Below are 14,245 nucleotides of genomic sequence, written 5' to 3'. Positions count from 1 at the left end.
GGCTGAACATCCTCCTCTGCATCTTCCAATTCTGCTTCCAGATGAGCGGAATCTTTCAACACTTCCTGCGAGGAAATCTCCTCAGCCGTTATGTCCTTGATTTCAATCTGAGGTATATTTTCCTTAATCTCCTCTTCATAAGTCTCAGGGAAAGCGGCCTTCTCGATTACCTCTTCATTCATCTTTTTTGTTTGTGCTTTGTTTAATCTCTTTTTATTGAATATTCTTAAATTTATTAAGAGTAACAGCAATAGGCCTAAGACAACATAAACAGTGATATAAATTAGCATGTTATCACCTACTTATGAATCCGTACTGTTACGTTCATACCGGGAACGATGGCTACACCTTTATTATCATCAATGGAAATTTTCACTGGAATCACTTGAGTCACTTTGGTGTAGTTCCCTGTATTATTCGAACTTGGTAACAAAGAGAATGTTCCAGCCGTCGCTAAACCAATTTGCTGTACTTTTCCTTTTAAAGTGTTATTTGGAAAGGCATCCACATAGATATCGACATCCTGCCCGATTGTCACTTCATCAATTTTGGTTTCCTCAATATTTGCTGTAACCCAAAGATTATTAAAATCATATTCTTTCGCTAATGGTGTTCCTGCAGCCACAAATGAATTTTGAACTCCACTATTCTGAACGATCGTCCCGTCTGTTGGCATTGTCACTTTCATGTCTATAGGTTTACCTTTTTCATCCGTTGTTGCAATGGCTCCAACTTTAGAATCCTTTGAAAAATGATCACCAAGATTGACTTCCCAATTGGTCAATTTGCCATTGGCCGGAGCAGCAATCGTTACTTGTTGTCCTGCTATTTGGGCATTATCCGTCGATAAATAATTTACTGCTCCATTATAATAAGCATATCCTCCAACACCACCACCCACTAATATAAGTAGAATAATAACGTTCAATAACAGCAATTTTTTAGTGCTCATTCCTTTTTTCCTCCCTTAATGGATGAATAGTTTAAAGCGTACGGTTTCGTGCTCTCCCTTCCTTTGCTTTCCTTACTTAATAACGTATAGAATGAATTATAAATAATCTATTTTTGAGCGTCAATAAACAAAATGACATATTGTCATTCGGAATATTGACAAATAAATATAGGAATATTATCATATTTTTAATTCTATTATGACATGTTATCACTTCAAAAAGGGAGATCGACCATGCCAAAACAAACCTTTTTTAATTTATCAAACGAAAAACAAAGATCATTAATGAATGCTGCTAAGAAGGAGTTTTCGAGGGCCCCTTTACATGAGGCTTCCATTTCGAATGTGATCAAGGATGCTGGAATACCAAGGGGAAGTTTCTATCAATATTTTGAAGACCTAGAAGATTTATTCTACTATTTATTACATGAGCATTCGCAACGAAATTATGAGCGATTTATCGCAATCATCAAAATGAACAATGGAGATTTATTTGAGTCTATTATGGATTGGTTTAAAGGCATTCTTATTATTTTTGAAGAACCAGAAAATCGACAATATTTTAAAAATGCCTTTTTAAATATGAATTATAAATTTGAAAAAACATTTACTCAGAATATGTATGGGGAAAGAAGAAAAAGCAAATTTTTTGAAATTATCCACTTAATTAACCCGGAGAATATAAACATATCGAATGAGGAAGATCTCTACCACATCTTTAAAATGCTGATGGCTGTTTCGTTTCAAAATCTCGCTCATGCATTCGGGAAAGAGATGCAAATTAAAGATGTTATAAAGACCTTCTCGTTGGAGATTGAATTACTTAAAAAAGGATTTTATAAGGATCCTAAATAAACTTAGAGATGGTTAGTATTCAAACCCCGTTTTAGCGGCTTATGGACTGGAGAGCTGTTCTTTTATTTGAATATGTTAGTAAAAGGAGGGAATGGTAAGAAGTAGAAAGGGTGTTTTTCCGGTGAATATGGAAAGATGGATAGTGGCAGGTTCCTTATTGTTAAGTATTATTTCGCTAAAAAAATTGGTACCAAGAGAGAAATGGAGAGATGCGTGGATATTATTTCTATTTCTTCAAGTAATTACTTGGCCAGCAGGATTATTTGCTGTTGAAATGGGCTGGATTGAGTATCCTACACAATTACTCCCGCAGGCGAATAAGTACAATAAGACAAGTTTCTCATTTGAATTCTTCATATTTCCAATAGTAGCTATTTTTTTCAGCTTATATTACCCCTATAAAATCAAAAGATTGAAGGCTCTGTTATATTACCTGTGTTTTGCGGGTTTCTTTACATTATTAGAAGTACTTCTTGAAAAATATACTACTTTGGTGGAATATCACGATTGGAAGTGGTATTGGACATTATTAACTGTGATGATTTCTTTATTTATTAATCATAAATATTATTTCTGGTTTAGAAAACGATTGATCAAGGTAAAAAGTTTATGAACAAAGAAATTCTTATATTATTATTCTCTTGGATAATATCAATACTATTACTGTTTAAATATATACCAGTAAATCGGAAACGAACGGCTCATTTAACATTTGTATTTGTCCAGGCAATCGCTTGGATATTCCAATATTTTCAATTATTATTTGGATTAGTGGAATTTCCTTATAGAGAATTTGACTATGCCACACGGATGAGTTTTTCTTTACATTATCTAACTTATCCTACATTCGGTGTATTATTTATTATGTTATATCCTTTAAATAAAGGGAGAATTAGAATAATCTTGCATTTTTTAATCTTTGCTCTAGCAATATCAACATATACATTTTTGATTGAAAAGTATAGTTCTCTTTTCGAATTTAAGAAATGGAATATTTATATTGGCATTCTAAGTAATATGATTATTTTATACATAGTTAAAAAATTTGTTTTTTGGTATCAAAAAGGGTTAGTTTAATTAATTATTGTGTTAACAATATTAATTATGAGCAATAAATAGGGAGTTCCTGTTTAATGGAACTCCCCAATTTTTATAGTATTCTAATATTTTATCAAAATGTGAAATCTATGACCTTAAACAAATACATCTAAAATTAAAACTAGAATAAAGGCGACAAAAGAAAGTATCGTTTCCATGACTGTCCATGTCTTGAATGTTTCTTTAACCGTTAAACCCATATATTCTTTTACCAACCAGAAGCCGGCATCATTTACATGTGAGAGCATTAGTGAACCTGCACCCGTAGCAATAACTAATAATTCCAGGTTAACACCTGACATATGTTCCACTACTGGAGAAACAATTCCGGCAGCGGTTGTTAATGCTACTGTTGCTGAACCAGTAGCGACTCGGATTAATCCAGCAACCAGGAAGGCAAGGACAATCGGTGACAAGGACATCTGCTCGGACATTGCTGCAATAGCGTTTCCGACACCGCTTTCAATTAGAATTTGCTTGAACGCTCCACCTGCCCCAATAATGAGAATAATCGAAGCTAACGGCAATAAACATTCTTCCGTTAATTTTTTGATTAACGTCCTGTCCATGCCCTGTCGGTAGCCCAGGAAGAAATAGGCTGTAAAACAGGCGATTAGTAAAGAAATAACCGGGCTGCCAATAAGTAATAGGAATTTTTCAATCGCACCTGGCAGTGATAGATATGGAGCAATTACTGTTAACATGATTAATAAAACAGGCAATAAGATAATGAAAAACGAAATAGATGTACTTGGTAATCCGCTTGACTTTGTCACAACTCGGATTAATTCAGGTTCACCATCAGGAGTTACCCGTTTTTGAATCCATTTTGAAAATAAAGGACCGGCAATGATAGCAGTTGGAAAAGCAATAATTAATGAATAAAGCATTACATGTCCTAAGTTTGCATTATATATGCCAATCGCAGTCATCGCACCCGGATGCGGAGGAACTAATCCGTGTACAATCGACAATCCGGCAAGCACCGGGATACCTATTAATAGGATATTTTGTTTCGTAGATTTGCGAATCGAAATAACCAAAGGCAGCAAGATTACTAGACCAACCTCAAAAAATACAGGAATCCCGATAATAAATCCAGAAAGAAGCATCGCCCATGGCAGGTATTTCACACCAAATCTCTTGATAAAGAAATCGGCTACTTGCATGCCCGCACCTGAGTCCGACATCATTTTACCTAAGATGGTTCCCAAGGCTAAAATTCCAATTAGATGTCCAAGGACAGCGCCCACTCCCGTTTCATAGGCAGTAACAATCTTGTCCATTGGTACGCCAGAAAAAACAGCGAGAAACAGGCCTGCTACCGTTAAACTGATAAATGCATGCCATTTCCACCAGGATACTCCTAAAATAACGATTACAATGGCTGCCAATGTAATACCTATTAAATATAAACTCATCTTTTCTCACTCTCCCCAAGGTAATCGCTTACATTAAATACAGAAAATCGGGTTACTGAATGGAATCATTATACGTAACAATATAATTTTGTTTAGCTGTATTATAGTAACCCTCGCTATATTCCACTACATTTCCTTCATCGTCACTGGAACGACGAATTCTTTTTAATACAGCTGTGTCTGTTTCTAAATTTAGTCTTTCACTAACATGACTAGGTGCGATCGAAACCGCAAATTCGTCACGGAATGATTCCAGTCGAATATTTTTCTCTTCTAAAAAGCGGTATAACGATCCGATATTGACATCCTTTACTTCAGCCTCACTCATGTCCAATAAGATGTAATGAGTAAAATGAATATATGGCTCATTGTCCAATATGTAGAGTCGTTCAATTTGAATACAATGTTCCCCAAATAATGAATAAAGTTCTGAATCCTGAACCAATTCAAGCCTTTTTATACTTAATATCTTTTTGGTAATGTGGTGGCCATCTTCTACTAATAATTCCGTAAAGCGTTTCCCTTTTGAAAGCTTGGCAATCGAAACGTTCGCAATGACCCTTGTTCCTTTGCCGCTTTTTTTCTCCAGATATCCTTCTTGAACCAGTTCTTTAATGGCATTACGTATGGTAATTTTGCTTACATTAAATTCTTCTTCTAATTGAGGCTCAGAGGGAATGTTCGTGTGAATCGAATAAACACCATGTAAAATACGATCCTTCAAAATTTCTTTAATTTGTAAATACAATGGTCCCTTTTTTCGCTTCACATTCATTCCCTATTCGCTCCTTCATCTTCTTATATCATCAATGGTTCCAGTCATGCCGGACAAAATGTCAGCTTCCGTCGACATCGGAGTATCGCCAACGATGGTGCAGGCAAGCATTCCCGCTGCCGCTGCAAACTGGACTGTTTTCTCATGTGAAAATCCAGCCAGCTCACCATGTAGAATCCCGCTAGTATACGCATCTCCGGCTCCAATTCGATCATATACGGAAAAAGAAATCTTTTCTGAGAAGTGAAACTGCCCATCTTTATACATATATCCCTGTAAAGAATGGGTATTATCACTATTAATCCCTCTGTGTGTTCCCGCAATCGTTTGAATATCGAAGTGTTTTGCCACCTTAGGAATGATGTCTTTCAGCTGTTCCTTCCGGGACGTTTCTGCTGTTTCCATTCCTAAAATATACAGCGCATCTTTTTCATTCATCATGACGATATCAGCCAAGTCTAGCATGTCTTCATAATGGGGTTTCGCCTCGCTGTAGCCTCCCTCCCATAAGGAAGGGCGGTAATTACAGTCGAAACAAACCAATCCGCCTTTTTCTTTTACCTTTTTAGCCAGTACTTTCATACTATCACGGACCCCATCGGTCATGGCAAGCGTTATACCGCAAAAGTGAATAATATCTGCCTGATCTGCAATCAAGTCCAGATCGTAATCCGAACCATAGGCAGTATTAAAGCTGCTCTCTAGACGATTCGTATAGGTAACCCTGCTCGTCCGCTGCCCAAAACCATTTTCTAAAAAATACAATCCAAGATTTTTTCCGCCTCTAGAAATGAATCTTTGATTGATGCCCAATCGCTGTAAGAAAGAAATTGCCGCATCACCTAAAGGATTATCTGGTAATTTTGTCACAAGATAGCCATCATGGCCTAACTTAGTCATCGCAGAAGCAACGTTTACCCCCGTGCCTGAAAAAGAGTATTGTAATGTGTTAGCCTGAGTCAGTAATTCGTATCCCGGCACCTGCAAACGCATCATGACTTCCCCGAAAGCAACAATTTGTTTAGGCATATTTCTCAACCAATTTTTTCGTAATGGCAAGTAGTAATCTCACATCATCCGGATTTGTTTTTCCTGTTTCTTTATTAATAATAGAGGAATATACGTGAGGAATAATTTTAGGCACTTTTGCTTCCAAAGCTATATCTAAAATGGTCTCAAAATTATCTAAATCAATTCCACCAGTTGGCTCTAACGCAAACCCTTCTTCACCGCAAGCTTTCGCAACTGCACGGAACTCATCCTCATGCTTTAAGCCTTTCATTGGAAAGTATTTCAAAGCATTTCCACCCATATCCCGCACCAACGCAATCGCCGCCTTGATAGGAACAATGGCTGTTTCATCCGCTGCAGCACTTACAGGACCAGTCGAAATATTCACATACCCTACTTTTCCTGTTGGAGATACGAGAGAATTAATCCAGCTATCATTCTCACCTAAATTGGCACGTGTTGCCCCCACCGTAGGAAACACTTGATTGATATGACTTCCCGAATAGGATTTTGCGATTTCCGCGACCACTGCTGCTTGTTTATTATCACCCGCACCAAGGCCAATTGATACGGCTTCATCAATCGCTGCCCCATATTCCTTCATCGCAGTTACAGCAGCCTCTACCGTAGGATAATCCTTTGAAAGCACCCCAACTAGTACATGTCCTTCCGCCGCTTCAAAAACTTCGACGGCATTTTCAATGCTATTAGCTAGAACATTCAAGGCAACGCGGTTGTGATAAAAACGTTTTTCAATGTTTGTCATTGTTTGTTTCCTCCTAAAATTGCTCTTAATTGGTCTTCAATTACGTAAATGTCGTCACCCTGTAATGGTCGTGGGTCCAGATCGAAAAAGCCCTGTCGGATTCCGTAATCACGGGTATAGATCGCAATTTCACCATTTCTTAGCTTGTCATTTACTTCCTTCGCAGTTGTTTTCGTCACAGCCGGATCAATGTGAATTCGAGCTCTGAAAATGGCACGGCCTGCTTCATCCTGTACAATCGTAACTTTTACACCGTCAATGGATTCAAGTGATTTAAGAACTTCTAGGCTGGCTTTTTCCTTTACGCTATTGTCGGTTTTGACAAAATACTCATCTAATGCCTGCAATAATCCAAAGGTTGTTTCTTTGCCGACCTTCATGCTTCTGCCTATGCAATGCAATTGAACCTTTACCCAATCGATATATTTTTGTTTTCCGGCAACTATTCCGGACGTTGGACCTTCAATCGCTTTCGAGCCGCTATAAATTGCTAAATCAGAAACTTGTACATATTTTTTTAAATCTTCCTCCGCAGCTGCATCGACAATCAATGGAACATGATTCGCTTGCGCTACTTCAAAAGCTTCTTCAACAGAAATCATATTTTTTTGAACAGCGTGGTGGGATTTGACGAAAAGAATCGCCGCCGTATTTTCAGTTATGGCATCGGCAATGTGCTCCGCTTTACCCTCATTGGCATATCCAACTTCCACTAATTTTCCGCCTCCGAGGAAAACCATTGTTTCCACCGGAGCCCCGTATTGAACGTTATGGCCCTTCAACATGATGATTTCATTTTTTTGAATAGTTTCTTGATGAAGTCTTTCACTTCTTCGCCGGTTTCCTTCCGTCACGATTGCCGCAACAGATAAAGCGATTCCACTCGATGCCGAATTCACGACTACAGCTGCCTCTGAATAAATCAGATCAGCGATATGCTGTCCTGCCTTATCAACTAAATCAGCGATTTCAACATAATTTTGTCCACCTATTTTCATAGCTTCCATTACGGTGTCTGTTGGAGCTGAAACACCTAAAATACTCATCCTGCCGCTTGCATTGATAACCCTCTTCAAGCCATATTTAGCATTCAATGTATTCTCCATTAATAACCACTCCTTTTACGACAATTTTCTGCTCTGCTGTTCGTTCATCTCCTTCGGAATCCATCAGCTTAGTCACTCCATCCTCTATAGAAAATAAAGTGAGGTTGGCTAAATCTCCCGCAGAAATCCTACCTAGTTCCGGCTTATTCAACCAGTCTGCCGCTTTAACTGTAACGGAATCTATGACCTCTTTTAAGGGATAGCCTAAATACAAAAATTTAGATAATACACTGGCCATACTATACACCGGGCCGTGCAAGCGATTTTTCCGATAGATATCCGTGCTGATGGTATCAAAGTGAATACCATACTCTTTCGCCTGCTCTGCCGTTTGGAAAGAAAAACTTGCATTCCCATGGCCAACATCCAAATGTACTCCTCGTTTCATAGCATCCAGCAGCTTACGAAGAGGTTTTCCTGCTTTATCAAATAAATTATTGTCTTTCCCATTTAAGTAATGGGTGATAATGTCCTTTTTCTCAAGCAAATCAAGGACATCATTAATATTCGGCGGTCCTGAACCAATATGAACCATCAACGGCAACTCAGTGTCCTTAGAAAATTTTCTGGCCACTTTTAGTGGTTCTACTCCATTTGGCCCCACGACACTTTTACTAATCCTCGCTTTCAGTCCAACAATAAAATCTTTGTGTTCGGCTATGGCCACTTTTAACGCATCCTCATCGAGCCACGAAAGGTCGGATAATTCATCGATACGCTTAAGGCCAATTCGTGAGATATTTATAAAGGCAAAAACATTCGTTTTCGACTTTTTACAGCTGTAAACCAAGTCAGGCAAACGATCAGCGCCCGTACTGCCGGCATCTACAATCGTTGTTACCCCTGTTTTGTAGCCAATCTCATCTACATCATCACCATATGGATCAAATTCTGGAAAGGCATGGACATGCATATCAATCCAGCCGCTGGAAACCACCACTTGATGTTTAAAGTTCATTACATTTCCGCCATTTCCAGTACCTGCCGGAACAATGTTTTGGATTTTTTTATTTTCTACGATGATGTCTACAGAATTTCCAGTGATCAGTTTTACATTCTGCAATACAAAACAATCTTTCATTTCCCTCATCCTTTTCGGTAAACCTAATAAAGTGGGTACTTGTATGCGGTTTTATCTACCTCGTTTGTTTTACTTACAGGATTAGGTTACCACGTATTTTCACCTCAGTCAATATAACGTTATAATGTTTAGAGATTATATTTAGCTTCTAAAAAATCTCTTCAATTTTATTATTCCTAGAAAAAGCAAATGCAGGCACAAAAATGCCTTTCACTTCATCCAATGATTTAAATTTCCTTGAAATTGCTTGGTGAATTTAATTACAAACTACTCGAATGGTGTGGTAAAATTCAATTTATCAATCTATTAAATCCAATACAAAGCAGGTGGTTACGCGTGTCCTCTGAAAAAGAAGTGAAGCTTTATTTTGTTCGGCATGGAGAGACCCTTTTTAATGTAGAGAAACGATTACAAGGATTTTGTGATTCACCTCTTACGGATAAAGGAATTGAACAGGCGAAATCTGTAGGAATTGGTTTATCTGATATCGAATTTAAAGCAGTATACGCAAGCGAAAGCCAGAGAGTAGTAGATACGGCTAGGTATGCCATTGGCCATCGAAACATCCCCATCATAACTGATCCACGTCTAAAGGAAATGAACTTTGGTGCTTTGGAATCCCTATTACAATCGGAAATTCTAGCTCAATATGGGAATATCCTAGAAACATTATTTAGCATTAGCGATTTAAATCTGTCAGCACCTGAAGGAGAATCCTACTTACAGCTTTTTTCACGGACAAACACTGCTATCAATGAGATTGTTCATAAACATAAACATGACGGTGGCAATGTTCTAGTATTTTCACACGGGGTTACAATCGGCAACTATTTAATGCAATTAGCAAAAATGAGCAGTTATATTCACCATGATAATTGCAGTGTTTCTGTAATCAGCTATTTGAACGGTGAATTTTATGTAGACAGGATTGCTGACACTTCTTTTAGAGATAATACAAAATAAGATATTTAGATAAACTAATATAAGTACTAATCAGCCATATAGTTTGAAATTCTTCCCAAAAGAATATCCCAAAATTTCAATAAAAAAGGCTCTGACGTCTCCCCTGAACTGTGACCCATAAAGTGGACAGTTTAAAAAAAGACCTTTTTACGCAGCTAGTAGATGACTCCGGCCCAATACCGAAAAAAATGGATCTCAAGTGCTAAATACCATTTTGAAATCTGCGTATGTAAGAACTATCGAAGAACAAAAAAGACGGTTTCCACCTGCTAATAAGACTCAATTAGAATACTATTTCACTTATACAACAGGAGGAACGATTGATTTCGTACGAAAATGGAGCATTAATGATATGAAAATTCCACCTGAAGAAGTTGTCCGCATCTTAGAAACTATGTATATGACCTAATCTCAAAAACATTATTTTTATTAATGAATGATTATACACATTTTATTGAAGGCCCGGTATTATAAAAATTTTTTTGAATTTTAGCCGTAAAAATAAGATTTTTTTGATTAGAATTTAACATTATTAAAATCTATAATTAATGAAAGCGCATTAATACAAGCGTCCGGAATGCTTATATTGATATTATAATATAAAAGGAGCTCATTTTTTCAAAAAAGGAAGTGATGTAATGGATGATGAACAACTCTTAACCTTCATTACTGTTCTTGAGTTAAATAATTATTCGCGTACAGCAGACCACTTGAATTTAACACAGCCCGCGGTAACGGCAAGAATTCAAAAATTAGAAAATGAACTGGACTGTAAATTATTTTACCGCGACGGAAAAAGAATCCTATTGACTAAGGAAGGAACTGCCCTGTATCCATATGCACGTAAAATATTAAACTATGTAAAAGAAGCAAGACAGGTGATTGAAGGTATTAAAACTCCAATGATTACCATTGGATTATCACCTGCTATCTCTGTTTCGATTGTCTTAGAGGTTTTATCACTGCTGCGCAATACAAGTGAGTTTTCGTTTGAACTTGTGGATGCAGCGGACTCTGTAGAAGTTTCTAAAATGATTGAAGATGGGTCAATCGATATAGGGCTGGTAAGAGATGTAATCCCATTTATAAATCTGGAATCTGAATATATTTTTCATGAAAAGCTTGTTTTTATTGTTGGAAAAGACCATCCATTAGTTGGAAAAGCTGAAATTTCCAAAGACGATCTTATTGACCATACGATGATTTGCTATCGTAGGGAAACAGCCTTATGGCGAAAAATTGATGAAAGATTAATCGGAGTAAGAAATCTAAAACGAATTGAAGTTGGCGGGTTCGAAATGGTATTATCGATGATTAAAAATAACTGGGGTTTTAGTGTCGTACCAGAACTAATTCTAGCTAATGACACAAATACACACAATAAAGATTTATGTACCGTCCCTTTTGCTGAATTTAAAGATCTCACTTATAATGTTGCTGGAATATATAAAAAGGATTCTCCAAAATTAGAAAGGCTTCTTCTGTTTCTTCATACTTTTGAAACTACTTTAAAAAATTTAAAAACTATTTAAATATGTATACGCTATCATCAGCAATAACAAAGGACATTCCATATAAACAGAAATGTCCTTTGTTATAAATCTATACCGTTTCTTTAATAAAACTTGCTTTATTTAACCCTAGAAACTCGATAGCATTTCCTCCAAGCATTTTTTATCTTTTCCTCATCCAAAACATTTTCTAGCATTTCGACTACATTTCCTAGTAGTGCTTCTTGCAGCAAAAATGTCTAGTCAGTACCCATGATGATGGGATCAGCCCCCAATTTTTCAATCACTAAAATATCATTCTCAATTATTAATGGTTTTTCTACAAAATTAATCTTTTTCATTATTTTTTGTATTACTTTCGGAAAAAAGTAAGCTCCAAAAAAAGCACAAATAAAAGCATGTGACCAAGTTTTTAACCATGCATGTAAAAATGTTCCATCATAACCCTTATTTATTAAGACTAATATTAATGAAATAAAAAAGGACATACTACAAGCCATTAAAAGTGCAAAAATGATATTTTTTATTTAATACTAATATTTATTATTACTCATCTCCTCATCATTTAATTTATCTACATTTTTATCTTCGAATACCTTCATACATATTGTTTCAAATAAGAACAGAACAAATAACAGATATTTCCTGATCTATAGAACCTATAGGTCAAGATAAAAGAACATTCCTATTAAAATGGAATGTTCTTTTATTTGGCCTATTCCGATGCTTTAATAAAACTCTCTTTATTTAATCCTAGAAACTTAATCGCATTTTCTCCAAGCATTTGTTTCTTTTCCACATCCGAAACATTTTCCAACATTTCAACTATTTTCCCCGGCGGTGCTTCGCGCAACATAAATGGATAATCTGTACCCATGATAATATGATCAGCACCAAATTTTCCAAGCATAAATTGGAGATTGCACGGATCGTAAACGAGCGTATCGTAATAGAGTTTCTTCGCATAATAGCTTGGTGGCCGTTCCGTTGTGCGAATATGCGGCCATACTTCCCAGGCTTGGTCGATTCTCGGTAATAAATACGGCAGGGACCCTCCGCCATGGGCAAAGCAGATTTTTAATTTTGGAAATTTATCAAGAATACCACTGAAGATTAGGCTTCCTGCCGCAAGAGCTGTTTCGGACGGCATTCCGATCGAATACATAAAGTTATGGTTTGGCATTCTCTCTACTCCGACCGTGGCCCATGGATGAACTAAAATGGGTACATCCAATTTTGCCGCTGCCTCCAGAAATCTTTGAATCTCTGGATCATCGAGGTTTTTTCCATTTGCGTTGCTGCCAATTTCAATCCCGATCAGCCCCAGCTCGTTAACTGCTCTTTCCATTTCTGCAATCGCCAAATCCGAATTCTGCAATGGTACCGTTCCAAGGCCGACAAAACGATCAGGATATTGGGCTACTACCGAAGCTATAAAATCATTTTGTGCTTTCGACAGCTCTAAACACTTTTCTACATCTGCCCAATATGTAAACGTAACCGGAATCGGAGATAAAACTTGGACATTGACACCTTCTGCATCCATTTCAGCGAGGCGCTTTTCAGGATTCCAGGCATTCTCGTCGACTTTTCGGAATGACTTTCCATCCTTGTAAATTTCAGCTCCACAGCTGCACGTATGCTTTAAAATCGGAAAACGATCATCTGCATATTTTTCCGCAAAATCAGGAAAATTCTCAGGAATAATATGGGTGTGAAAGTCAACCCGGAAATTTTCACCTTTTGACACGATGCTGCCTCCTTAAAGGTTAATTGTTGATTGATTATTGATTATTGATTAACTTTTTCCAGGTCTTCCTTTATCAATTTACCAACTTTTCCCCATCCTGGTTTAGGTTTTCCTCCCCATTCATCAAGGGTATGCATGGTTGGTTCTAGACGGCGAGGCTCTCTTGGATTTTCCTCCGGAAATTCTTCCATTCCTTGACTATACTCAATCGTCAAGCCGTCAGGATCCGCAAAATATAGGAAAATGCTACCCGATGGGTGATGTTTTCCTGGCCCAAAAAGAATCGGAACATTGTTATCCTTTAATCTATTAACTTGAATCCCCACATCATCTACACGTTGAGCTTGATAAGCAAGGTGATTCAATTTATTTTCTTTTCCTTTTGTCAGGGCAAAATTATGATGAAATGGAGTTCCAGCTGCCCTTAACCAGGCCCATCCCGTTTCCCTTCCTTGGATATCTGAAATATTGAAGTTCAAAACATTCGTAAAGAAATCAAATAATTCGTCAAATTTATTAGTTTCATAAACGACATGAAGAAGTCTCGTAATTCTGGCCTTCTTAGGAACAAATGGTGTACCCATTTGCATAATTTGCACATAAAATTCATACGTTACGCCTAAATATGGATCTTTAAAACGCAATGTTCTACCTTGGGCCAAATTTTGGCACTCCTCTGCGCTTAATTCGACAGGATTTACACCTTGTTTCGTTAAATGGTCAAACACTGCTTGAAATTGGTCTGCCTTTTCAAGCTCAAATGCTACTCTTTTTAACCCAGGTTCTTCTCCTTGTTCAAGGATTAAATTGTGATGGTCACCGCTGCATCGAAGGTATGCAGCATCAAGAACCCGTTCAACAAATTCCATACCAACAATATTTTCATAAAAATCTACCGATTTATTAAGATCAGTCACGCTTAACACAACATATCCCAACTTTTTATAACGAATCAT

Annotated in this window: 16 protein-coding genes; 6 read left to right on the top strand and 10 right to left on the bottom strand. The window is 37.1% G+C overall.

Annotation, left to right across the window (positions count from 1 at the left end):
• Positions 1 to 298: 298 nt before the first annotated feature.
• Positions 299 to 952: an HlyD family secretion protein gene (locus AC4QJR_RS03475; protein ID WP_496525297.1), complete on the bottom strand. Its 654-nt coding sequence runs from the start codon at positions 950 to 952 to the stop codon at positions 299 to 301.
• A 234-nt stretch (positions 953 to 1,186) separates the two neighbouring features.
• Between AC4QJR_RS03475 and AC4QJR_RS03470 the strand changes: the two genes are divergently transcribed.
• The 3 genes from AC4QJR_RS03470 to AC4QJR_RS03460 all read left to right on the top strand — a co-directional run bounded on the left by AC4QJR_RS03470 (position 1,187) and on the right by AC4QJR_RS03460 (position 2,884).
• A complete protein-coding gene (locus tag AC4QJR_RS03470; protein ID WP_098576000.1) occupies positions 1,187 to 1,807 on the top strand; it encodes a TetR/AcrR family transcriptional regulator in 621 nt (206 codons plus the stop codon).
• 91 nt (positions 1,808 to 1,898) lie between these two features.
• Complete coding sequence (locus AC4QJR_RS03465) at positions 1,899 to 2,420, top strand: CBO0543 family protein (protein ID WP_257148597.1); 522 nt, start codon at positions 1,899 to 1,901, stop codon at positions 2,418 to 2,420.
• Complete coding sequence (locus tag AC4QJR_RS03460) at positions 2,417 to 2,884, top strand: CBO0543 family protein (protein WP_496525296.1); 468 nt, start codon at positions 2,417 to 2,419, stop codon at positions 2,882 to 2,884. The genes AC4QJR_RS03465 and AC4QJR_RS03460 overlap by 4 nt, the downstream gene beginning before the upstream one ends.
• A gap of 116 nt (positions 2,885 to 3,000) precedes the next feature.
• Here the strand turns inward: AC4QJR_RS03460 and AC4QJR_RS03455 are convergent, their stop codons facing one another.
• The 6 genes from AC4QJR_RS03455 to AC4QJR_RS03430 are packed head-to-tail and all read right to left on the bottom strand — an operon-like array spanning position 3,001 to position 9,065.
• Positions 3,001 to 4,326, bottom strand: coding sequence for a GntP family permease (locus tag AC4QJR_RS03455; RefSeq protein ID WP_496525295.1), 1,326 nt, complete (start codon positions 4,324 to 4,326; stop codon positions 3,001 to 3,003).
• 52 nt (positions 4,327 to 4,378) lie between these two features.
• Positions 4,379 to 5,101, bottom strand: coding sequence for a GntR family transcriptional regulator (locus AC4QJR_RS03450; protein WP_496525294.1), 723 nt, complete (start codon positions 5,099 to 5,101; stop codon positions 4,379 to 4,381).
• A gap of 15 nt (positions 5,102 to 5,116) precedes the next feature.
• Positions 5,117 to 6,130: a sugar kinase gene (locus AC4QJR_RS03445; protein ID WP_496525293.1), complete on the bottom strand. Its 1,014-nt coding sequence runs from the start codon at positions 6,128 to 6,130 to the stop codon at positions 5,117 to 5,119.
• On the bottom strand, positions 6,123 to 6,878 hold the full coding sequence (gene dagF / locus AC4QJR_RS03440) for a 2-dehydro-3-deoxy-phosphogluconate aldolase (RefSeq protein ID WP_496525292.1): 756 nt from the start codon (positions 6,876 to 6,878) through the stop codon (positions 6,123 to 6,125). Before dagF ends, AC4QJR_RS03445 begins: the two co-directional genes overlap by 8 nt.
• Positions 6,875 to 7,984, bottom strand: coding sequence for a DgaE family pyridoxal phosphate-dependent ammonia lyase (locus AC4QJR_RS03435; protein ID WP_496525291.1), 1,110 nt, complete (start codon positions 7,982 to 7,984; stop codon positions 6,875 to 6,877). Before AC4QJR_RS03435 ends, dagF begins: the two co-directional genes overlap by 4 nt.
• Entirely contained in the window at positions 7,962 to 9,065 is a 1,104-nt protein-coding gene (locus AC4QJR_RS03430) for an amidohydrolase/deacetylase family metallohydrolase (protein WP_496525290.1), read from the bottom strand. The genes AC4QJR_RS03435 and AC4QJR_RS03430 overlap by 23 nt, the downstream gene beginning before the upstream one ends.
• Positions 9,066 to 9,401: 336 nt before the next feature.
• Here AC4QJR_RS03430 and AC4QJR_RS03425 point away from each other — a divergent pair, with 336 nt between their 5' ends.
• The 3 genes from AC4QJR_RS03425 to AC4QJR_RS03415 all read left to right on the top strand — a co-directional run bounded on the left by AC4QJR_RS03425 (position 9,402) and on the right by AC4QJR_RS03415 (position 11,560).
• Positions 9,402 to 10,028: a histidine phosphatase family protein gene (locus tag AC4QJR_RS03425; RefSeq protein WP_496525289.1), complete on the top strand. Its 627-nt coding sequence runs from the start codon at positions 9,402 to 9,404 to the stop codon at positions 10,026 to 10,028.
• A gap of 199 nt (positions 10,029 to 10,227) precedes the next feature.
• Complete coding sequence (locus tag AC4QJR_RS03420; RefSeq protein WP_375374338.1) at positions 10,228 to 10,437, top strand: TetR-like C-terminal domain-containing protein; 210 nt, start codon at positions 10,228 to 10,230, stop codon at positions 10,435 to 10,437.
• Between the two features lie 229 nt (positions 10,438 to 10,666).
• Positions 10,667 to 11,560 carry a LysR family transcriptional regulator gene (locus tag AC4QJR_RS03415; RefSeq protein ID WP_496525288.1) on the top strand — a complete coding sequence of 298 codons (894 nt, stop codon included), beginning with the start codon at positions 10,667 to 10,669 and terminating at the stop codon, positions 11,558 to 11,560.
• 218 nt (positions 11,561 to 11,778) lie between these two features.
• Here the strand turns inward: AC4QJR_RS03415 and AC4QJR_RS03410 are convergent, their stop codons facing one another.
• The 3 genes from AC4QJR_RS03410 to AC4QJR_RS03400 all read right to left on the bottom strand — a co-directional run bounded on the left by AC4QJR_RS03410 (position 11,779) and on the right by AC4QJR_RS03400 (position 14,245).
• Positions 11,779 to 12,054, bottom strand: coding sequence for a DUF2798 domain-containing protein (locus tag AC4QJR_RS03410; RefSeq protein ID WP_496526607.1), 276 nt, complete (start codon positions 12,052 to 12,054; stop codon positions 11,779 to 11,781).
• A 200-nt stretch (positions 12,055 to 12,254) separates the two neighbouring features.
• Complete coding sequence (locus AC4QJR_RS03405) at positions 12,255 to 13,289, bottom strand: amidohydrolase family protein (RefSeq protein ID WP_496525287.1); 1,035 nt, start codon at positions 13,287 to 13,289, stop codon at positions 12,255 to 12,257.
• 41 nt (positions 13,290 to 13,330) lie between these two features.
• A complete protein-coding gene (locus tag AC4QJR_RS03400; RefSeq protein WP_098576005.1) occupies positions 13,331 to 14,245 on the bottom strand; it encodes a VOC family protein in 915 nt (304 codons plus the stop codon).

The sequence above is a fragment of the Neobacillus sp. BP17 genome, from assembly GCF_059579525.1.
Note: the sequence above shows the minus strand (reverse complement) of the source record. Positions and strands in the feature narration are given on the sequence as shown.

What these genes read in the sequence shown, in the direction of transcription:
- AC4QJR_RS03475 (WP_496525297.1), bottom strand. Translation starts at nt 952, where the DNA reads ATGAGCACTAAAAAATTGCTGTTATTGAACGTTATTATTCTACTTATA.
- AC4QJR_RS03470 (WP_098576000.1), top strand. Translation starts at nt 1,187, where the DNA reads ATGCCAAAACAAACCTTTTTTAATTTATCAAACGAAAAACAAAGATCA.
- AC4QJR_RS03465 (WP_257148597.1), top strand. Translation starts at nt 1,899, where the DNA reads ATGGTAAGAAGTAGAAAGGGTGTTTTTCCGGTGAATATGGAAAGATGG.
- AC4QJR_RS03460 (WP_496525296.1), top strand. Translation starts at nt 2,417, where the DNA reads ATGAACAAAGAAATTCTTATATTATTATTCTCTTGGATAATATCAATA.
- AC4QJR_RS03455 (WP_496525295.1), bottom strand. Translation starts at nt 4,326, where the DNA reads ATGAGTTTATATTTAATAGGTATTACATTGGCAGCCATTGTAATCGTT.
- AC4QJR_RS03450 (WP_496525294.1), bottom strand. Translation starts at nt 5,101, where the DNA reads ATGAATGTGAAGCGAAAAAAGGGACCATTGTATTTACAAATTAAAGAA.
- AC4QJR_RS03445 (WP_496525293.1), bottom strand. Translation starts at nt 6,130, where the DNA reads ATGCCTAAACAAATTGTTGCTTTCGGGGAAGTCATGATGCGTTTGCAG.
- dagF (WP_496525292.1), bottom strand. Translation starts at nt 6,878, where the DNA reads ATGACAAACATTGAAAAACGTTTTTATCACAACCGCGTTGCCTTGAAT.
- AC4QJR_RS03435 (WP_496525291.1), bottom strand. Translation starts at nt 7,984, where the DNA reads ATGGAGAATACATTGAATGCTAAATATGGCTTGAAGAGGGTTATCAAT.
- AC4QJR_RS03430 (WP_496525290.1), bottom strand. Translation starts at nt 9,065, where the DNA reads ATGAAAGATTGTTTTGTATTGCAGAATGTAAAACTGATCACTGGAAAT.
- AC4QJR_RS03415 (WP_496525288.1), top strand. Translation starts at nt 10,667, where the DNA reads ATGGATGATGAACAACTCTTAACCTTCATTACTGTTCTTGAGTTAAAT.
- AC4QJR_RS03400 (WP_098576005.1), bottom strand. Translation starts at nt 14,245, where the DNA reads ATGATTCGTTATAAAAAGTTGGGATATGTTGTGTTAAGCGTGACTGAT.